Raw genomic sequence first — 18,991 nt, 5'->3', positions numbered from 1 at the left:
TACCGGTTGTTGCCGTCGCCCCCGTTTCCGTCCATCCGACGCCACCGCTCGCACCGGACAACCGGTGGCGCGAGCGGTACTCGGGCGTGGGCCGGCTTGCAAGGGCGCGGCTATTTCACCGGCTCTGTTGCCTTGATATCCCCGCAAAAGATATCGACGTTGCCATCGGTCGGAGCCGTTCGCACGACCACCGAATATTTGCCGTCAAGCAGGGTTTGCAACGGCACAGGCGCGGTCCGGGTAAAAGACCAGCCGCGTACGGGTTGGGCTTCGGTGTTGACGGTGTCGTTCATCGCGTAGGCGACTGACCCGGGTTGCTGGCAGGTGCCGTTATTGATGAACGAGTAAAGGCGCAGGGGCAGGGTAACCCCCATTGGAGCACCGCTGATGAAGAAACTGAGCCCGGTTTTCTTGTCCCAGTCGGTCAAGGTGACAGTGCCGATCTGACCGGCGTTTTGCCGGGTGGCGACCAGGTTGACGTTCACGCCGTGGGTCGATGAAGTGGTGCAGCCGAAAAGGCTTGCCGCAACCATGAGTGCTGCCAGTGAGGTTCTGAGCTTCATTGCCAAACTCCTGGGTTGAAGAACTGCAAGGGGGGGAATTAGCGGGTATAGCTCATTTATCGCTTTCATGACGTCGTCCATACGAGGCTTCCCCTTTCAGCGAGGACGTGATGGACGCCTTCGAGCCTGAATCAACGAATCCATTCATCGCCGCACAAACCGGCTACATTTGTAATCTACCGAGCGCCATTACCCGGACATTTACCGGTGTATTCGACCCATGCCCCACCCTTTGAATTTCCCGAGCCCGAGCTGATTGCCTGCTGGCACACGCGCTTTGATGCCGATGAAGGTTTGCAATGGTTGCGCGTGCAGTTAAAGGATTGTGCGGTCAGTTGAGCCCACTCATCATCCGCATGGAAGATTTGCCACTGGAGTGACTGATGAATCAACAAGGCAGCCATCCGCAAGAGCGGATTCCAGGTGCTCCACAACGGGGAACCTTGCGCAGCCTGTTGATCCCGGAATGGCTTGGCAACTACCGGCCAGACTGGCTGCGCAGCGATGTGGTCGCCGGGCTGACGGCAGCGGCGGTGGTCATTCCCAAGGCGCTGGCGTACGCCACCATTGCCGGCCTGCCGGTGCAGGTCGGGCTGTACACGGCGCTGGTGCCGATGGTGATCTATGCCGTGCTCGGCACGTCGCGCCCGCTTAGCGTCAGCACCACGACTACCCTGGCCATTCTCGCCGGCTCCGCACTGGGCCAGATCAGTCCCGATGGCGATACGGCGACCTTGCTCGCCGGTTCCGCGACGCTGGCCCTGATGGTGGGCGCGATCCTCATCGTCGCGGGACTGCTGCGCCTGGGTTTCGTCGCCAATTTCATTTCCGAACCGGTGCTGGTGGGGTTCAAGGCCGGCATCGGCGTGGTCATCGTGCTCGACCAGTTGCCCAAGTTGTTGGGCACGCACATCGACAAAGGCGGCTTCCTGCACAACCTGGTGGCCACGGTCCAGAGCGTCGGCCATGCCTCGCTGCCGACCGTGGCGGTCGGCGTGTTCATGGTCCTGCTGCTGGTAGGCATGAAGCGATTTACGCCCCGGCTGCCCGCACCCTTGATTGCGGTGGCGCTTGGCATCATCGGCATGAGCCTGTTTGGCCTGGAGCGCTTTGGTGTGTCCGCCGTCGGCGTGGTGCCGATCGGGTTGCCCGCGCCGACCCTGCCGGTATGGTCGATGGCCGAGACCCTGTGGTCCTCGGCGATGGGGATCGCGCTGATGAGTTTCACCGAAACCATCGCGGCGGGGCGCGCGTTCGCCCGCAGTGACGAGCCCGCGCCACAACCGAACCGGGAACTGCTGGCCACGGGCGTTGCCAACATCGGTGGCGCGTTTCTCGGGGCCATGGTCGCCGGTGGCGGCACCACCCAGACGGCGGTGAACCGCCTGGCCGGCGCCCGCTCGCAACTGGCCGCACTGGTCACCGCCGCACTGGCACTGGGCACCTGTCTGCTGCTGGCACCGCTCATTGGCCTGATGCCCAACGCCACGCTCGCGGCCGTGGTGATCGTGTATTCGGTGGGCCTGATCGAGCCGGCGGAGTTTCGCGAGATCCTGTCGGTTCGCCGTACCGAATTTGCCTGGGCCGTGGTGGCCATGATCGGCGTGATCCTGCTGGGCACGCTGCAAGGGATCGTCGTGGCGATCATCGTCTCGTTGCTGGCCCTGGCCTATCAGGTCTCGGACCCGCCCGTGCATGTCCTGGGACGCAAGCCCGGCACCAACGTCTATCGTCCGCAGGCCACGGACAACGCAGACGACGAACACTTTGACGGGTTGCTGTTGCTCAGGCCCGAAGGGCGGGTGTTCTTCGCCAATGCCCAGCGCATCGCCGACAAGATCCGCCCGCTGATTGACGTGGCGAACCCCAAGGTCGTGGTCCTGGACCTGCGCAGTGTGTTCGACCTGGAATACACCGCGCTGAAAATGCTCACCGGGGCGGAACAGCAACTGCAGGAAAAAGGCATTTCATTGTGGCTGGTGGGCATGAGCCCGAGCGTATGGGAGATGGTCATCAAGGCCCCCCTGGGCCATGCGCTGGGCGAGGCGCGCATGTTCCTGAACCTGGAACTGGCGGTTGAACATTATCAGCGCAGTCGACGCTGAATGAACGCGGCCGGGGACACTCCGGACGCTATGTGACGCATTGAAGGAGTTAACTGGCATGGCGAAGAAGAAGGCGGCAAGCAAAAGCAAACCGGTTGAAAGCGGCAAGCTCAGGAACAAGGTGTATCTCGAGGAACTGGCGCGGCTGCATGTCGAGATGGTCAAGCTGCAGGAGTGGGTGCAGCACACGGGCGCCAAGGTGTGCATCATCTTCGAGGGCCGCGATGGCGCCGGCAAAGGCGGAACCATCAAGGCGCTCACCGAGCGGGTCAGTCCGCGGGTGTTCCGGGTAATGGCGCTGCCGGCGCCGACCGAGCGGGAAAAAAGCCAGATGTATGTGCAGCGTTATCTGCCGCACCTGCCGGCGGCCGGTGAAGTGGTGATCTTCGATCGCAGCTGGTACAACCGCGCCGGAGTCGAGCGGGTCATGGGCTTTTGCACCGAAGAGCAGGTGCGCAATTTTCTCACCTCGGTGCCGCGCGTCGAGCAGGCACTGGTGGAATCGGGAATCATCCTGATCAAGTACTGGCTTGAAGTGAGCCAGGAGGAACAGACCCGACGCCTCAAGGAGCGTATCACCGACGGGCGCAAGATCTGGAAGCTGTCGCCCATGGACCTCAAGTCCTATAACCGCTGGTACGACTACTCCCGTGCCCGGGACGACATGTTCGAGGCTACCGATACAGACTTCGCCCCGTGGCGGGTCGCCAACTCGAATGACAAGCGACGGGCGCGACTGAACATCATCAGCGATGTGCTCAACAGTATTCCTTATGAGGAAGTACCGCGGGCGAAGGTGAAACTGCCCAAGCGCCAAAGTCCTGGTAACTATCGGGATCCGAACTATCCGTTCAAATTCATCGCGGAAAAATTCTAGAACGATGCATTGGACAGGAGCCGGCCCGGACCGGCTCCTGCTGCATGCCATCAGGCCTTGATCACATACCCATACGCCCGGGTACGACCGCCTTCCTGCTTCAGGTACACCCCTTGCAACTCCGGCGTGAAACCGGGCAAGCGGTTGATGCCCTCTTCCAGGGCCAGGAAGTACTTCAATACCGCGCCGCCCCAGATCTCTCCCGGCACCACGCACAAGACCCCCGGCGGATAAGGCAACGCGCCCTCGGCGGCGATACGCCCATCGGCCTCCGCCAGCGCCACCAGTTCGACGTTGCCGCGGATGTACTCGATTTGCGCTTGCTGCGGGTTCATGGCCTTTTTCGGGAAGTGCTCCTTGCGGAACATGTCCTTCTGCAGTTGCTGCACGTTGTGATGGCGGTACAGGTCGTGCATTTCCTGGCAGAGCTGGCGGATGGTGTAGTTGCGATAGCGCTCCTGGTGCTGCGCGTAGATCGCCGGCAGCACCCGGCTCATCGGCGCGTCATCGCTGATGAAGCGTTCGAAGCGGGCGATTTGCGCGGCCAGGTGGGTCATCTTCGCCCAGTCTTCGGCCGGCGTGAGCAGGAACAGGATCGAGTTGAGGTCGCATTTTTCCGGAACGATGCCGTTCTCGCGCAGGAAGTTGGCCAGGATGCCGGCGTGTATGCCGAAGTCGGTGTAGCTGCCGTCCACCGGGTCGATGCCCGGCGTGGTGAACAGCAACTTGCACGGGTCGATGAAGTACTGCTTCTCGGCGTAGCCGGCAAAGGCGTGCCAGCGGTCCTTGGGGTGGAACTCGAAGAAGCGGATGTCGTTGGCGATTTCTTCCGTCGGATAGTCTTCCCACGCCCGCCCTTCAATGGTGTAGGGCACGAACGGGCGGACCATGGTGCAGGCTTCGAGGATCAACTTGCGCGCCTCGATGCCGAACTTCACACAGTCTTCCCACAGGCGCAGGCCGCTGCGACCCGAGTGAATGCGCGCGTTGACATCCAGCGAGGCGAACAACGGGTAGAAGGGGCTGGTGGACGCCTGGGCCATGAACGCGTTGTTGAGCCGGTGGTGGTTGCAATAGCGCGCCTGGCCTTTGATGTGGCGGTCCTTCTTGTGCACCTGGGAGGCCTGGGAAAAACCGGCCTGCTGCTTGTGCACCGACTGGGTGACGAAGATGCCCGGGTCGTTCTCGTCGAGATCGAGCAACAGCGGCGAGCAGTCCTTCATCATCGGGATGAACTGCTCGTAGCCGACCCACGCCGAGTCGAACAGGATGTAGTCACACAGCTGGCCGATGCGGTCGACCACTTGCCGGGCGTTGTACACGGTGCCGTCGTAGGTGCCCAGCTGAATGATCGCCAGGCGGAACGGCCGTGGCAGCTGGGCCTTGTCCGGGGCGACTTCGGCGATCAGTTCGCGCAGGTAGTCCTCTTCGAAACAGTGGGCGTCGATGCCACCGATGAAGCCGTAAGGGTTGCGCGCGGTTTCCAGATAGACCGGCGTGGCACCGGCCTGCAACAGCGCGCCCTGGTGGTTGGACTTGTGGTTGTTGCGGTCGAACAGCACCAGGTCACCGGGGGTCAACAGGGCGTTGGTCACCACCTTGTTCGAGGCCGAGGTGCCGTTGAGCACGAAGTAGGTCTTGTCCGCGTTGAACACCTGCGCGGCGTGTTTCTGCGCCAGCAGCGCCGGGCCTTCGTGGATCAGCAGGTCGCCGAGCTTGACGTCGGCGTTGCACATGTCGGCGCGAAACAGCGTCTCGCCGAAGAAGTCGAAAAACTGCCGGCCGGCCGGGTGCTTGCGAAAGAACTGGCCGCCCTGGTGACCGGGGCAGGCAAAGGTGGCGTTGGCCGCCTCGGTGTAGTGTTTGAGCGCGTCGAAGAACGGCGGCAGCAGGCTTTCTTCATAGGCCTTGGCGGCGGTTTCCAGTTGGTTGCCGTGGTATTCGACGTTGCTGGGGGACAGGTCGAAGATGCCGTTCACTTGCAGCAGCACGTCATTGAGGTGTTTGTAGACTTCCCGGGGGCGGGTGCTGGTGCCGGGGGACGCCACCAGGAAGATCGGTATATCAAAACCGGTGCGCTGAATGACGTCGAGGGAACCGGCCAGCACATCATTGACCGACACCACGGCCACGGCGACGTCGGTGAAGTCGGTGTGACCGAGCGGGACCACCTCCCGGGCGTTCAGGAAACAAGCGGATGCGCCTTCACTGGCGGCGATTTTCAGGGCTTTCATCGGTGGTGTCTCCTGGCGGGCACTCAATTGTCCGCTGCATTTTTAGAGATCAACTTCCGGGAGAGCCTTCCAGTTCCCCTGATCGGAAATCGTGTCACCACTGGTTATAGAGCATATTCCTGATCTGTCAGGCTTTTACCGCGACCTTGCACATCTTGACGCCTCGCGACCGGCCGGTCAGGCGTGTACCAGCGCAATGGTGAACGAGACCACGATCATGCACGCAAAAGCAAAATTGATATTCATGAGGTTTCCATCCGAAACATGAGTGACGGCGCCATCTTGAACAGGTCACGGGAAAATAAAAAATTCGGCGTAATGATTTGAAAAATCGAAAAAAATGATACCTGGCCGGTTCGGCACCAGATCGCGCGTTCGCTGCCGGTGGAAACCACCATTACCGGCGTGCACACGCTGATCACCGAACGGCATTTGGCGTCTGGCAATGTCGAGGACTATCGGGCGCTGGGGATTGAGGTGGTGCAGGCTTGAGTGGGGCTCTGTGGGAGCGAGCTTGCTCGCTCCCACAGGGGTTGATGTCGACCACAAATATCGAGGCCGGCAAACGAACCCTGTGGGAGCGGGCTTGCCCGCGAAGAGGGCGGCACAAACAACATCAATGCTGGATGTGCAACCAATGGCTCAGCGCAATCGCTCAAGCATCTGGTAGTACCACATGCCGGCGGCGAGCATCGGGTTGCCGAGCAGGTCACCCATGGGCACGCGGATGTGCTGGCAGGCGGCGAAGGTGTCGAACTGTTCCAGTTTTCCTGTGATCGCCAGGCCCATGATTTCGCCCATGATGTGGGTGGTGGCGATGCCGTGGCCGGAGTAGCCCTGGCAATACCAGACGTTGTCCGACAGCTTGCCCAGTTGCGGGATGCGGTTGATCACGATGCCCATCGCGCAGCTCCACTGGTAGTCGATGGCCACGCCTTTGAGCGCCGGGAAGGTCTGCTCGATGCACGGGCGCAGTTCGGCGGCGATGTCCCGCGAATCCTTGCCGCTGTAGTTGGCGCCGCCACCGAACAACAGGCGACCGTCGGCGGTGAGGCGGTAGTAGTCGAGCACGAAACGGCAGTCGTAGACCGCCAGGTCTTCGGGGTTGATCTGCCTGGCCAGATCGCCCAGGGGCGCGGTGGTGACGATGCCGCCCATGGCCGGGAAAATCTTGCCCTTGAGCTTGCCCGGTTCCAGCTTGTGGTAGACGTCGCCGGCCAGCAGCACCTGGCTGGCGTCGATCTGCCCGTGGGCGGTGCGTACGCCCGGGCTCTTGTGCAGGCCATCGCCGTGGATGATCTCCAGCACTTCGCTGTTCTCGAAGATCAACGCGCCCAGGCTTTCGGCTGCTCGGGCTTCGCCGATGCACAGGTTCAACGGATGCAGGTGCATGTTGCGGGTGTTCTTGATCGCGCCGTGGTAGAGGTCGCTTTGCAGCAGGTCGCGCACCTGGCTGCGGTCGAGCAGGCTGACTTCGTCGCCCATGCCACGGTGTACCGCCTCTTCGTAATCCTTGCGCAAGCCGACCATGTGCGCGGGTTTGTACGCCGCGTGCAGGTGACCGTGCTTGAGGTCGCAGGCGATGCCGTATTTTTCCACGCGCTGCTGGATGATCTGGTGCCCGCGCCAGCGCAGGTTCCAGATGAAATCGTCGACCTCATCACCGATGCTGCGGCGCATCTGTTTGCGCATGGCCTCGTCGCCCGACAGGCTGCCGGTGACCTGGCCGCCGTTGCGCCCGGTGGCGCCCCAGCCGATCTTGTGGCTTTCGACGATGGCGACCTTCAGGCCTTTTTCCGCCAACTCGACGGCGGTGGCCACGCCGGTGAAACCGCCGCCGATGATCACCACGTCAACCCGGTGCCGGCCTTGCAGCGTCGGGTAATCGGTGTCCTGGTTGAGGGTGGCGGTGTAGTAGGAATTGCAACGTTGAGTCATGTCGGTGTCCAGGCAGAATTGGGAGAAACCAATGCCGGTCAGGTGAGCGCAGTCATTGTGGGAGCGGGCTTGCTCCGGGCGGCGTTCCGACGAAGGCGTACTTTCAGCCGACATCAGTGCTGAATGACACACCGCTTTCGCGAGCAAGTCGGATCGCCGCACCGCCGCTCCCACAGGTTCTGTGTATGGCTGAGCTTCACGCGGACCGGGATAGCGAAGGAGGGGGCTCGCCGATCAGGCGGGCAGGATGCTATCCGGCGGACGTGCGGAGTGACGCAGTTTGGAGCGGCGCAGGGCCATGGGCAGGTTGACGATGCGCTTCATGCAATGCCGTCCACGGCCAGCAGCGAGGTGGCCAGGTTCGAGAGGTTCAGCAGGTGCTGTTCTGACGGCAAAGTACGCATGGCGCAGGTTTCCGGCGGCGGAAATCGTCGGTGGCGAGTGGAACAAGCCATCCGGGGATGGCTGGATACTAGGGAGGATTGGGCCGCGTGTAAATGTTTGATTCAGAACATCAGGTGCACGACAAGGCCGATCAACCCGCAGCCGATCAACACCTCGATCACTCCGCGCTTGAATCCAAGCAATGCAACGCCCGCCACCATCGCGATCAGCAGCGAAGGCCAGTCCAGTGCTCCTTCGAAGCCTTTGGGCCACAGCACGTGGTAGCCAAAGAAACAGGCCAGATTGAGAATCACGCCCACCACGGCGGCTGTAATGGCCGTCAGCGGCGCGGTGAACTTGAGTTCGTTGTGCGTCGATTCCACCAACGGTCCGCCAGCGAGGATAAACAGGAACGAGGGCAGGAAGGTGAACCAGGTCACCAGCGTGGCGGCCACGGCACCGGCGACAAACGCTTGATCCGGTCCGAAGACCTGAAGCACGTAGGCGCCGATGAACCCGACGAAGGCGACGACCATGATCAATGGACCTGGCGTGGTTTCACCGAGTGCCAGGCCGTCGATCATTTGCGTCGGCGTCAGCCAGGCGTAGTGACCGACCGCGCCCTGGTAGACATACGGCAGCACCGCGTAGGCGCCGCCGAAGGTCAGCAACGCGGCCTTGGTGAAGAACCAGGCCATCTGGGTCAGCGTGCCTTCCCAGCCGAACAGTGCGGTGAGCAGGGCCATGGGCAACGTCCACAAGATCGCACCGATAATGGCCAGGCGCGCCAGTTTCCAGCCACTGAAACGGGCGTGTCCGGGGGTTGGGGTGTCGTCGTCGATCACGGCCGGGCCGAAGGACTTTTTCGCCGCGCTGTGGCCACCGGTCCTGAATTTTTCCGGTGCCAGGCGTCCGCCGAAAAAGCCGATGACCGCTGCGCCGAGCACGATCAACGGAAACGGCATATTGAGCACGAAGATGGCTACGAAGGAGGCGGCGGCGATGCCCCATAACCAGCCGTTCTTCAGCGCCCGCGAGCCGATCCGGTGAGCTGCCTGCACCACGATTGCCGTGACCGCGGGCTTGATCCCGTAGAACAGTCCGGCGACCACGGGCACTTCGCCAAAGGCGATGTACACCCAGGACAGCGCAATCAGGATGAACAGCGATGGCAACACAAACAGCACGCCAGCGATTACACCGCCCCAGGTCCGGTGCATCAGCCAGCCGATGTAGGTCGCCAACTGCTGAGCCTCGGGCCCGGGCAGCAACATGCAATAGTTGAGGGCATGCAGAAAGCGTCGCTCGGAGATCCAGCGCCGGCGCTCGACCAGCTCCTGATGCATGATCGAAATCTGCCCGGCCGGCCCGCCGAAACTGATGAAGCCAAGCTTGAGCCAGAACAGGAAGGCTTCGCGCAGGCTGATGGACCGGGGCTGCGGCACATCCTGTTGGGTGATCGGGGAGGGCGTGGGGCTCAAGCGGGAATTCCTTGTGCAGAAAGCTTGGAGCCAAAGACTGTAGCTACGCCGGGGCGCGTTGCATAGCCGCCTGATGCGTCGTACCTGCCCAGCGCTCGAGAGCCGAGCGGTCGCTGTCACGGGCATCGACCCAGCGTGCGCCGCACGCCACGTCTTCGCGTTTCCAGAACGGCGCGTCGGTTTTCAGGAAGTCCATGATGAACGCGCAGGCCTCGAAAGCCGCTTGACGATGGGGGCTGCTGACACCGACAAACACGATCGGCTCGCTGACCGACAACGGGCCGATCCGGTGCACGATCTTCACGGCCCGGAGTGGCCATCGGGCCCTGGCGTTGTCGATGATTGTTTGCAGCGAGCGTTCGGTCATGCCCGGATAGTGCTCCAGAAACAACCCGGTGACCGCCTCACCCTGATTGATGTCGCGCACGTAGCCGACGAAGTTGACCACGGCACCCACCCCCGGATCGTTCGCCTGCAGGCTGTCGATCAAGCGGCCGACGTCGAACATTTCACGCTGGACCCGAACCGTCATGCCTCAACCCCCGGTGACCGGCGGAAAAAAGGCGATCTCGTCGTAGTCCTCGATCACCCGGTCCGGATGGCACAGCTCCTGGTTCAGCGCACACATCAGGTTGTTTTCACCCAGCACATGGCTCCACAGCTCACCGCGAGCCATCAGCAGTCGGCGCACGTCCTCGATGGTCTTGAGGCTGTCGGTCAGGGGCAGTTTTTCGCCGCCCAGGTTGAGCTGCTCGCGGTAACGGGCGAAGTAATTGATCAGGATCATTGTGCGTCCTCGAACTTGAAATGACCGGAGCGGCCACCTTGTTTGCTCAGCAGGCGGATGTCGTCGATGACCATGCCGCGGTCCACCGCCTTGCACATGTCGTAGAGGGTCAACGCCGCCACGCTGACGGCGGTCAGGGCTTCGAGTTCGACCCCGGTCTGGCCCTCGACGCGGCAGGTGCCGACGATTTTCACGCTGTCCGGTGTGCAGGCCTTGAGTTCGACGTGGATCGAACTGAGCAGCAGGGTGTGGCACAGCGGGATCAGCTCATGGGTTTTCTTCGCCGCCATGATTGCGGCGATCCGCGCCACGGCAAATACATCGCCCTTGGGGTGGCCGTCGCTTTGAATCAGTTTCAGGGTTTCCGGGCGCATGCGCACCCAGGCCTGGGCCTGGGCTTCGCGCTGCGTGGGGGCTTTTTCGCTGACATCGACCATGTTGGCGCGACCCTGGCGGTCGAGGTGGGTCAGGCCATCGGGGGATGCATCTGCAATGTCTGTCATGGAAGGTTCCTGCGCTTGCCGGCGCGGTGATCGGGTGAAGGCATCATGCCGGGCTGTAAATGCGTGGTGCGTTGCGGTGGGGGACGTGAATCAGGTTGAGGCGTCGCCTGACAAACTGACGCGGCATTGTCGTATTCGCCAAAGTTCACACCCGATGGTTTTGGCGCGGGGGCGTTAGTGTCGCTTCGAACATCGGCTTGTTCAACTTTGCACAACATGAAAAGAACCTCGAAGCGCTGGATTAAGTTCAGGCTACGGGTAACTTTTAAACGCGTCCAATCGCTTGTTCCGATGTGCTGATTGGTGATGTCTATCAAGCCGGGCAAACATGTCCGGCTCGGTTTATATAAAACCGAAACTTGATCAGTCGGTCCGGCTGAATAACGTTCGTGCTTCGGCGAAACACTTCTCGGCAATCGCCGAGCGGGGTTCGGTCTTGCGCATCACCAGACCCAGGGGCGCGAGCACGCTGGCATCCGGCAATTCGATGAACGACAGGTGTTCGATGGGCTCTTCCAGGCCGCTGTCCAGTGGCATGATCGCGCAGCAGAAACCCTCGTGGATCGCCTGCAGCAACTGGTAGGTCGAATCGCTTTCGAGGATCGGCTGCGGGTCCAGTCCGCGGCTGCGAAAGCTCAGGTCGATGGATTTGCGGTAGTGCATGCCGTTGCTGAGCATCCCCAGCGGCAGCTCGGCGGCGTCCTCCCAGCTCATTTGCGTGCCGTCGAAATGGAAGTGGCGATTGTCGTACAGCAGGCCGACGCGGGTCTCGCCGATCTCGAAAAACTCGAAATAGCTCGGGTTGACGTGATCGAGGTAGCACACGCCCAGGTCCAGCTGATTGTTGCCTAGGCCCTCGATGATCTGGTCGGAACTCAAGGACGACAGGCTGTACTTGAGCTCGGGAAAGCTGCGGGACAGGCCCTGGATGTAGGTGACCGGGTTGAAGCTGCTCAGCGGCACCAGCCCCAGGCGCAGGTTGCCGACGAGCTGGCCCCGGCACGCGGCGGCCTCGGCGAAGAGCCCGTCGTGGGCGGCCAGCAGGGTCCTGGCCCACGCCAGCACGCGTTCGCCGGCCTCGGTAAAGCCCTCGAAGCGCTGGCCCCGGGTGACCAGCACCAGGTCCAGTTCATCCTCCAGATTGCGCAGGCGCATCGACAGCGTGGGCTGGGTGATGTGGCAGCGCGCGGCCGCCTGGCCGAAGTGGCGGGTCTGCTCCAGGGCGATCAGGAACTTGAGTTGTTTGATGTCCATGACGGCACCTGCTGGCGGGGGAGTGAGGGGGTAAGTATTGACTCAGGTGCGCAAGACACAAGGCGAGGCAGCAATCGTGAGGTGCAGACGATCTCATTGTCCTTGGCGGGCGTCCAATCACTACTATCTAAGGGGTTATCGATGGGCTCTATCATTGATGTGGTTCGTGGTCTTTTTATATTGATAGATCGGCTCGATAGTCTGGTTGGTTAGAGTGATTAGACAGGGCTTTATTTGTCGAATTAGTCTCCGGAAGTCTTTTAATCAATATCTGCCGGAGAACCCCATGAGCGTCAAACCGAATGCATTGTTTATACCTTTGAATATTGCCGTGCTGACCGTCAGCGATACCCGTGAATATGCCAATGACACCTCCGGCCAACTGCTCGTCAGTCGCTTGCTGGAAGCCGGCCACACCCTCAGTGAGCGCAACCTGCTCAAGGACGACCTGTACAAGATCCGCGCGCAGGTGGCGAACTGGATTGCCGACGACGGCATCCAGGTGGTGCTGATCACGGGCGGCACCGGCTTCACCGGCCGCGACAGCACGCCCGAGGCCGTGGCCTGTTTGCTGGATAAGCAGATCGATGGCTTCGGTGAGTTGTTCCGGGCGATCTCGATTCTCGACATCGGCACCTCCACGGTGCAGAGCCGGGCCCTGGCCGGGCTGGCCAATGGCACGCTGGTCTGCTGCCTGCCGGGTTCCACGGGCGCCTGCCGCACCGCCTGGGAAGGCATCCTCGCCGAGCAACTCGACGCGCGCCACCGGCCGTGCAATTTCGTGCCGCACCTCAAGCCGGTGCTAGCCTGCGGGACGCGGGGATGAGCACTTTACCGCTGATGTCGGTGGAGCAGGCCATCGACCGGCTGCTGACCATGGCCGAGGCGCAGTGGATTGAAGACAGTGAGGCGGTGCCGCTGAGTGCCGCCAGGCAACGGGTGTTGGCCAATGACCTGGTGGCGACCCTCGATCTGCCGCCGTGGCCGAACAGCGCCATGGACGGCTATGCCCTGAATCTCGACGGTTGGGGCGGGGAGCCACTGATCGTGTCGCAGCAGGTATTTGCCGGTCACGCCCCCGAAGCCCTGGCACCGGGAACCTGCGCGCGGATCTTCACCGGCGCGCCGGTTCCGCCGGGTGCCAACTGCGTGGAGATGCAGGAGAACACCGAGGTGCTGGATGGCGGATGTATCCGCTTCAAGCAGCCCCTGAGCGCCGGCAGCAACATCCGCGCGCAAGGCCAGGAGAACCGCGTCGGCGATGTGCTGTTGCGCGCCGGCAAGCGCCTCGGCCCCTTCGAACTGGCGGTCGCGGCGGCGCAGGGCTGCACCCATGTACAGGTCGTGCGGCGACCACGGGTGGTGTTGTTGTCCACCGGCGATGAACTGGTCGAGCCGGGCACGCCACTCAAGCCCGGCAGCCTCTACAACAGCAACCGCACCTTGTTGAGCCATTGGTTGAGTGCGTTGGGTTGCGAGGTCATCGAGGCCGGCATTCTCCCCGACGAGCCACGCCAGACGCGACTCAGGCTTGAACAGCTGCAACACACGGCGGACCTGATGCTCAGCACGGGCGGTGTGTCCGCCGGCGACGCCGACTGCCTCGGCCAGGTGCTGCGCGAGTGCGGCAAGCCGTTGCTGTGGAAACTCTCGATCAAACCAGGCAAACCGTTGACCGTGGGCCACTTCGGTCGCGTGCCGGTGATTGGCCTGCCGGGCAATCCGACATCGGCGTTGGTGACTTTCGGCCTGTTGGCCCGGGCTTATCTGTTGCGGATTCAGGGGGTCGAAGACGTCGAGCCTTTGAGCTTCCCGGTCAGTGTCGGCTTTGCCTGGCCCAAACCCGGAAGCCGCCGCGAGTACCTGCGGGCGAAACTCGAAGGCGGTCAAGCGGTGCTCTATCCGAACCAGAGCTCAGGCGTTTTGCTGGGGGCATGCTGGGCCGATGGACTGGTGGAAGTGCCGGAAGGCTGCACCCTGGAAGCGGGCGACACGGCGCGATTCATACCCTTCAGCGAACTGTTCTGAATTCCGCAAACAAACTGTGGGAGCGAGCTTGCTCGCGATGAGGCCGGCAAATCCAATAGAGATGTTGGCAGGCAGACCGCTATCGCGAGCAAGCCCGCTCCCACAGTTTTGATCTTCAGTGAACCCGAGTCCCGCGACCACCTGCAGTACCCTGTGGGAGCGAGCTTGCTCGCGATGATGCTGGCAAATCCAATAGAGATGTTGGCAGGCAGACCGCTATCGCGAGCAAGCTCGCTCCCACAGGTTTTGTGTGTTTCCTGAGTCTCAGTTCAACACAAAATCCACCGGCTCCAATTGTGGCGGCAACTCCGTCACACCCAGGGCCGCCAGTACATCACGTTCGATGTTGCGCACGATGGCGTCGGTGGGCAGGTCGTTTTCGTCGCGGCCGAAGGGGTCTTCCAGTTCGTCGGCAATCGCATCCAGGCCGAAAAAGGTGTAGCTGACAATCGCCGTGAATATCGGTGTCAGCCAACCCAGGGGTTCAGCCATGGCAAACGGCAGGAGGATGCAGAACAGGTAGATGGTGCGGTGCAGCAACAGGGTGTAGGGGAAGGGCAGCGGGGTGTTCTTGATCCGCTCACAGACGGCCTGGGCATGGGTCAGACTGGTCAGATGGTTGGCCATGAGCGTGTAGCGCCAGTCGTTGATCGCCCCGGACTCGTTGAGTGCCGAACACTGTTGACCGACCTGCATCAGGATCTGCCCGCTGATGTCGGTGGAGTTGCCCTTGGGCATCGGGTGCAGCCAGTCGCCACTGGCGCCCATTTCGTTTTCCTGGCGCAGCCGCGCGTTGAGGGCATGGGCGAAGCCGCACAGGTTGCTCAGGATCGTGTGGCGTTCAGCGGTGTCCTTGATCACCAGGGTTTCACGAATCATCGAGCGGACATCCACGATCACATCGCCCCACGCCTTGCGCGCTTCATACCAGCGGTCGTAGCAGGCGTTGTTGCGAAAGCTCATGAAGATCGACAGCGACAAACCCAGCAGCGTGAAGGGCGTGGCGCTGACCTTGGAGAAGTAGCTGGGGTGCAAGGTTTCGATAAGCACGATGGCCGAGGCGAGCAGCGTCACCATCAGGCTGCGCCAGGCGATGCGTTTGGCAATCGAACCCTTGAGGGACGTCAGCACGCCGATCAGGTTGGGTTTGGGTCTTACGATCATGGGGTTCAGCCGCCCGTCATGTTCATGAAGCGAACAACCTGAACATCGTCGTTCACTTCGAAGTTGTGTCGATAAGGCTTGAGCTTCATCGCCTCGATAATGGCTTTTTCCAGGCGCTCGGGCTGTCCGGGGTGGCTGCGCAGGACAGCCTTGAGATCCACGGAGTGCTCATTGCCCAGGCACAGCAGCAGACGTCCTTCCACGGTCAGCCGCACCCGGTTGCAGGTGCCGCAAAAGTTGTGGCTGTGGGGCGAGATGAACCCCAGGCGAATCTGCGGCGCCTCGGCCAGGCGCCAGTAGCGCGACGGCCCCTGGGTCGACTCGGCGGAATCAATCAAAGTGTAGCGTTCGGCGATGCGTTCGCGGACCTGGCTGCTTGCGAAAAACGCTTCGGCGCGGCTGTGCTCGTCGATGGTGCCCAACGGCATTTCCTCGATGAAGGAGATGTCGAGGTTGCGGTCGATGGCGAAGCTCACCAGATCATTGATCTCATGGTCGTTACGGCCTTTCATCACTACGCAATTGAGCTTGGTGTTGCGAAATCCGGCCTGGATGGCCGCGTCGATGCCCTTGATTACCTGCGCCAGGTCACCGGTGCGGGTCAGTTCGCGAAAACGTTGCGGGTCCAGGCAGTCGAGGCTGATATTGAGGCGCTTGACCCCGGCGTCGAACAACGGCCCGGCCAGTTTGGCCAGCTGCGAACCGTTGGTGGTCATGCACAGTTCACGCAGGCCGGGCAGGGCGGCGATCTTCTCGCACAGTTGCACCACCCCCGGACGGATCAGCGGCTCGCCTCCGGTCAGGCGAATCTTGCGGGTGCCCAGCGCCACGAAGCTTTGTGCCAGTTGATAGATCTCTTCCAGGGTCAGCACCCGTTGGCGCGGCAGAAACTGCATGTCCTCGGCCATGCAATAGACGCAACGGAAATCGCAGCGGTCGGTGACCGACATCCGCAGATAGTCCACTCGCCGGGAGAAGCCATCGATCAAGACTCGTTCTGACATGACACCCTCGCTTGGCGTTTTTTTGTATGAGGTTTCCGTCACTGACGGACTTGTTGAACGCAGGCTAAGAGCAACTTCAGCGGGCGTCCAATCACTATTGATGACCGGCTGATCGAGCGGATCTATGATGAACTTTATTTTGTGGCTTAAAGAGTTTTAAGTAATTTCAAGTCATTGATAAACAACGATAAAAATCCATGATAGAGCGTTTCGATAATGTGGTCATAAATAGCGATTAGACAATAATTAAACGCCATTCATATGCTTTCTCCGCAAATCGAACAATGACCTGAATCAGGTCGAAGCCTGTGTGCATTGTCACGGAGAAGTACCATGTCTCAAGTCGACCGCTACAAACCCTATAAAGGTGCCGCCGCTGGTTGGGGCGCGCTGATCGCTGTTACCAAAAACTGGCTGGGCAGTGAAAACGCGCTGAAGAACATTCGCGCCATGCTCAAGACCAACCAGAATGGCGGGTTCGACTGCCCCGGTTGCGCCTGGGGCGAGTCGCCGGAAAACGGCATGGTCAAGTTCTGCGAGAACGGCGCCAAGGCGGTTAACTGGGAAGCCACGGGCCGTTTGGTCGACCCGGCCTTCTTCAACAAATACAGCGTCTCGGCGCTGGCCGAGCAGAGCGATTACTGGCTGGAGTATCAGGGCCGCCTGACCCACCCGATGCGTTATGACGCGGCCACCGACCGTTACGTGGAAACCACCTGGGACGAAGCGTTCGCGACGATCGCCCGGCACCTCAACGCGCTGGAATCGCCGGATCAGGCCGAGTTCTACACCTCGGGCCGGGCCAGCAACGAGGCCGCCTATCTCTATCAACTGTTTGTCCGGGCCTATGGCACCAACAACTTCCCGGACTGCTCGAACATGTGCCACGAAGCCAGCGCGGTGAGCATGATCGAAAGCCTCGGCGTGGGCAAAGGCACCGTGGTGTTTGACGACCTGGAGCATGCCGACGCGATCTTCGTCATCGGCCAGAACCCCGGCACCAACCACCCGCGGATGCTCGAACCCTTGCGCGAAGCGGTCAAGCGCGGTGCACAGGTGATCTGTATCAACCCGCTCAAGGAGCGTGGGCTGGAGCGCTTCCAGCATCCACAGCACCCGATCGAAATGCTGCTGAACGGCTCCGAGCCGACCAACACCGCGTACTTCCGCCCGGCACTGGGCGGCGACATGGCGGTCATGCGCGGCATGGTCAAGTTCCTGCTGCAGTGGGAGCGCGAAGCACAGGTCAGCGGCGGCGAGCCGGTGTTCGACCACCAGTTCATCGCCGAACACACCTCGGGAATGGGTACCTACCTGGGGGAAGTCGACGCAACCAGCTGGGAGCACATCGAGCAGCAGTCGGGCATGTCCCTGGCTGACATCGAACTCGCCGCCCGCATGTACGCCCGGTCCAAGCGGGTGATCATGTGCTGGGCGATGGGCTTGACCCAGCACACGCACTCGGTGCCGACGCTGCAGGAAGTCATCAACCTGATGCTGCTGCGCGGCAACGTCGGCCGTCCGGGCGCGGGGCTGTCGCCGGTGCGTGGTCACAGTAACGTGCAGGGCGACCGCACCATGGGCATCAACGAACTGGCGCCCGTGGATTTGCTCGATGCCCTGGAAAAGCGCTTCTCCTTCAAGCCACCGCGCGAGCATGGTCACAACACCGTGATGGCGATCGGCGCGATGGAGCAGGGGCGTTCGAAAGTGTTTATCGCCCTGGGCGGCAACTTTGCCCAGGCCACCCCCGACACGCCGCGCACCCACGCCGCGTTGCGCAAGTGCGACCTCACCGTGCACATCGCCACCAAGCTTAACCGCAGCCATCTGGTCACCGGTCGTGAAGCGCTGATCCTGCCGTGCCTGGGCCGCACCGACATCGACATCCAGGCCGAAGGGCCGCAAGGCGTCACCGTGGAAGACACCTTCAGCATGATCCACATCTCCCACGGGCAACTGAAACCGAAGTCGAAACACCTGCGCTCCGAGCCTGCGATCATTGCCGGCATCGCCGCCGCGACCCTGGGCAAGCACCCGATCGACTGGAACTGGGCCATCGGCGACTACGGCCGCATCCGCAACATGATTGCCGACACCATTCCCGGCTTCGAGGATTTCAACCGGCGCTTGCTGCATCCGGGCGGTTTCCACATGCCGAATGATGCGGCCAAGCGCATCTGGAAAACCGCCAGCGGCAAGGCCCAGTTCACCCCGAGCGTGTTGCCGGAGCACCTGATCAGCGAGGGCGTGCGCAACCTGGCGGTCAAGCCGCACCTGATCCTGCAGACCATGCGCTCCCACGATCAGTACAACACCACGCTGTACGGCCTGGATGACCGTTATCGCGGGGTATACGGCATGCGCGACGTGGTGTTCGCCAACGAGCAGGACATTCGCCGCCTGGGTTTCGAGCCGGGGCAGAAGGTCGACCTGGTGGCGCTGTGGGACGACGAGCGTGAGCGTCGGGTCAGCGGTTTCACCCTGATCGCCTACGACATTCCGGCCGGTCAGGCAGCGGCGTACTACCCCGAGACCAACCCGCTGGTGCCGCTGGAAAGTTACGGTGACCGCACCTTCACCCCGACTTCCAAGTTCATCGCCATCCGGCTGGAACAGGCGAAGGCCAGCAACCTGATTTCGACTTCCGCCGCCTGACACCGGGGGCG

General features: G+C 61.8%; 16 protein-coding genes and 1 pseudogene. 6 read left to right on the top strand and 11 right to left on the bottom strand.

All coding sequences use genetic code 11. From position 1 onward, the window contains the following. Positions 1-110: 110 nt before the first annotated feature. Complete coding sequence (locus ACMDB8_RS15500; RefSeq protein ID WP_056727937.1) at positions 111-563, bottom strand: hypothetical protein; 453 nt, start codon at positions 561-563, stop codon at positions 111-113. Positions 564-946: 383 nt separating this feature from the next. Between ACMDB8_RS15500 and ACMDB8_RS15495 the strand changes: the two genes are divergently transcribed. Together ACMDB8_RS15495 and ppk2 are read left to right on the top strand one after the other, a co-directional pair. After that, entirely contained in the window at positions 947-2,668 is a 1,722-nt protein-coding gene (locus tag ACMDB8_RS15495; RefSeq protein ID WP_409078742.1) for a SulP family inorganic anion transporter, read from the top strand. Between the two features lie 58 nt (positions 2,669-2,726). Then, entirely contained in the window at positions 2,727-3,545 is an 819-nt protein-coding gene (gene ppk2 / locus ACMDB8_RS15490) for a polyphosphate kinase 2 (RefSeq protein ID WP_056727933.1), read from the top strand. A gap of 50 nt (positions 3,546-3,595) precedes the next feature. Here ppk2 and speF read toward each other — a convergent pair whose 3' ends face one another. Then, positions 3,596-5,779, bottom strand: coding sequence for an ornithine decarboxylase SpeF (speF, locus tag ACMDB8_RS15485; protein ID WP_409078743.1), 2,184 nt, complete (start codon positions 5,777-5,779; stop codon positions 3,596-3,598). 405 nt (positions 5,780-6,184) lie between these two features. On the opposite strand from speF, the pseudogene ACMDB8_RS15480 reads away from it, so the two are divergent. Continuing rightward, positions 6,185-6,271, top strand: a pseudogene (locus tag ACMDB8_RS15480) (DeoR/GlpR family DNA-binding transcription regulator); the annotation flags it as partial. Between the two features lie 150 nt (positions 6,272-6,421). Here the strand turns inward: ACMDB8_RS15480 and ACMDB8_RS15475 are convergent. The 7 genes from ACMDB8_RS15475 to ACMDB8_RS15445 form a co-directional block, all read right to left on the bottom strand. Further along, positions 6,422-7,717, bottom strand: a complete 1,296-nt coding sequence (locus ACMDB8_RS15475; protein ID WP_409078798.1) for an NAD(P)/FAD-dependent oxidoreductase — start codon at positions 7,715-7,717, stop codon at positions 6,422-6,424. Between the two features lie 506 nt (positions 7,718-8,223). Further along, entirely contained in the window at positions 8,224-9,582 is a 1,359-nt protein-coding gene (chrA, locus tag ACMDB8_RS15470) for a chromate efflux transporter (protein ID WP_056727929.1), read from the bottom strand. A 43-nt stretch (positions 9,583-9,625) separates the two neighbouring features. After that, positions 9,626-10,114 carry a molybdopterin synthase catalytic subunit MoaE gene (gene moaE, locus ACMDB8_RS15465; protein ID WP_223542632.1) on the bottom strand — a complete coding sequence of 163 codons (489 nt, stop codon included), beginning with the start codon at positions 10,112-10,114 and terminating at the stop codon, positions 9,626-9,628. A 3-nt stretch (positions 10,115-10,117) separates the two neighbouring features. After that, on the bottom strand, positions 10,118-10,369 hold the full coding sequence (gene moaD / locus ACMDB8_RS15460) for a molybdopterin converting factor subunit 1 (protein WP_046044028.1): 252 nt from the start codon (positions 10,367-10,369) through the stop codon (positions 10,118-10,120). Next, the gene (moaC, locus tag ACMDB8_RS15455; protein WP_056727925.1) at positions 10,366-10,872 is read right to left on the bottom strand and encodes a cyclic pyranopterin monophosphate synthase MoaC; all 507 of its coding nucleotides are present in this window, start codon (positions 10,870-10,872) and stop codon (positions 10,366-10,368) included. The genes moaD and moaC overlap by 4 nt, the downstream gene beginning before the upstream one ends. Further along, positions 10,869-11,189, bottom strand: coding sequence for a hypothetical protein (locus ACMDB8_RS15450; protein ID WP_156385872.1), 321 nt, complete (start codon positions 11,187-11,189; stop codon positions 10,869-10,871). Before ACMDB8_RS15450 ends, moaC begins: the two co-directional genes overlap by 4 nt. Positions 11,190-11,235: 46 nt before the next feature. Beyond that, the gene (locus ACMDB8_RS15445; RefSeq protein WP_056727923.1) at positions 11,236-12,126 is read right to left on the bottom strand and encodes a LysR family transcriptional regulator; all 891 of its coding nucleotides are present in this window, start codon (positions 12,124-12,126) and stop codon (positions 11,236-11,238) included. Between the two features lie 286 nt (positions 12,127-12,412). Between ACMDB8_RS15445 and moaB the strand changes: the two genes are divergently transcribed. Next, entirely contained in the window at positions 12,413-12,952 is a 540-nt protein-coding gene (moaB, locus tag ACMDB8_RS15440; protein ID WP_409078744.1) for a molybdenum cofactor biosynthesis protein B, read from the top strand. Then, positions 12,949-14,154, top strand: coding sequence for a gephyrin-like molybdotransferase Glp (gene glp, locus ACMDB8_RS15435; protein WP_409078745.1), 1,206 nt, complete (start codon positions 12,949-12,951; stop codon positions 14,152-14,154). The genes moaB and glp overlap by 4 nt, the downstream gene beginning before the upstream one ends. Positions 14,155-14,418: 264 nt before the next feature. Here glp and ACMDB8_RS15430 read toward each other — a convergent pair whose 3' ends face one another. Then, positions 14,419-15,318, bottom strand: a complete 900-nt coding sequence (locus tag ACMDB8_RS15430; protein WP_409078746.1) for a bestrophin family protein — start codon at positions 15,316-15,318, stop codon at positions 14,419-14,421. A 5-nt stretch (positions 15,319-15,323) separates the two neighbouring features. Beyond that, on the bottom strand, positions 15,324-16,322 hold the full coding sequence (moaA, locus tag ACMDB8_RS15425; RefSeq protein WP_056727916.1) for a GTP 3',8-cyclase MoaA: 999 nt from the start codon (positions 16,320-16,322) through the stop codon (positions 15,324-15,326). Positions 16,323-16,655: 333 nt separating this feature from the next. Here moaA and ACMDB8_RS15420 point away from each other — a divergent pair, with 333 nt between their 5' ends. Further along, positions 16,656-18,980, top strand: a complete 2,325-nt coding sequence (locus tag ACMDB8_RS15420; RefSeq protein ID WP_409078747.1) for an FdhF/YdeP family oxidoreductase — start codon at positions 16,656-16,658, stop codon at positions 18,978-18,980. Positions 18,981-18,991: the final 11 nt, after the last annotated feature.

Origin of the sequence: Pseudomonas monachiensis, assembly GCF_047345015.1 — a bacterium.
Taxonomy (GTDB): domain Bacteria; phylum Pseudomonadota; class Gammaproteobacteria; order Pseudomonadales; family Pseudomonadaceae; genus Aquipseudomonas; species Aquipseudomonas monachiensis.
The sequence above is the reverse complement of the archived record's forward strand: the minus strand, read 5'-3'. Positions and strand labels throughout refer to the sequence as shown.

Bases quoted from the DNA above. Each gene is read 5' to 3' on its own strand.
- ACMDB8_RS15495 (WP_409078742.1), top strand. From the start codon at position 947: ATGAATCAACAAGGCAGCCATCCGCAAGAGCGGATTCCAGGTGCTCCA.
- ACMDB8_RS15430 (WP_409078746.1), bottom strand. From the start codon at position 15,318: ATGATCGTAAGACCCAAACCCAACCTGATCGGCGTGCTGACGTCCCTC.
- ACMDB8_RS15445 (WP_056727923.1), bottom strand. From the start codon at position 12,126: ATGGACATCAAACAACTCAAGTTCCTGATCGCCCTGGAGCAGACCCGC.
- moaE (WP_223542632.1), bottom strand. From the start codon at position 10,114: ATGACGGTTCGGGTCCAGCGTGAAATGTTCGACGTCGGCCGCTTGATC.
- moaC (WP_056727925.1), bottom strand. From the start codon at position 10,872: ATGACAGACATTGCAGATGCATCCCCCGATGGCCTGACCCACCTCGAC.
- ACMDB8_RS15420 (WP_409078747.1), top strand. From the start codon at position 16,656: ATGTCTCAAGTCGACCGCTACAAACCCTATAAAGGTGCCGCCGCTGGT.
- ppk2 (WP_056727933.1), top strand. From the start codon at position 2,727: ATGGCGAAGAAGAAGGCGGCAAGCAAAAGCAAACCGGTTGAAAGCGGC.
- moaB (WP_409078744.1), top strand. From the start codon at position 12,413: ATGAGCGTCAAACCGAATGCATTGTTTATACCTTTGAATATTGCCGTG.
- moaA (WP_056727916.1), bottom strand. From the start codon at position 16,322: ATGTCAGAACGAGTCTTGATCGATGGCTTCTCCCGGCGAGTGGACTAT.
- glp (WP_409078745.1), top strand. From the start codon at position 12,949: ATGAGCACTTTACCGCTGATGTCGGTGGAGCAGGCCATCGACCGGCTG.
- ACMDB8_RS15475 (WP_409078798.1), bottom strand. From the start codon at position 7,717: ATGACTCAACGTTGCAATTCCTACTACACCGCCACCCTCAACCAGGAC.
- moaD (WP_046044028.1), bottom strand. From the start codon at position 10,369: ATGATCCTGATCAATTACTTCGCCCGTTACCGCGAGCAGCTCAACCTG.
- speF (WP_409078743.1), bottom strand. From the start codon at position 5,779: ATGAAAGCCCTGAAAATCGCCGCCAGTGAAGGCGCATCCGCTTGTTTC.
- ACMDB8_RS15500 (WP_056727937.1), bottom strand. From the start codon at position 563: ATGAAGCTCAGAACCTCACTGGCAGCACTCATGGTTGCGGCAAGCCTT.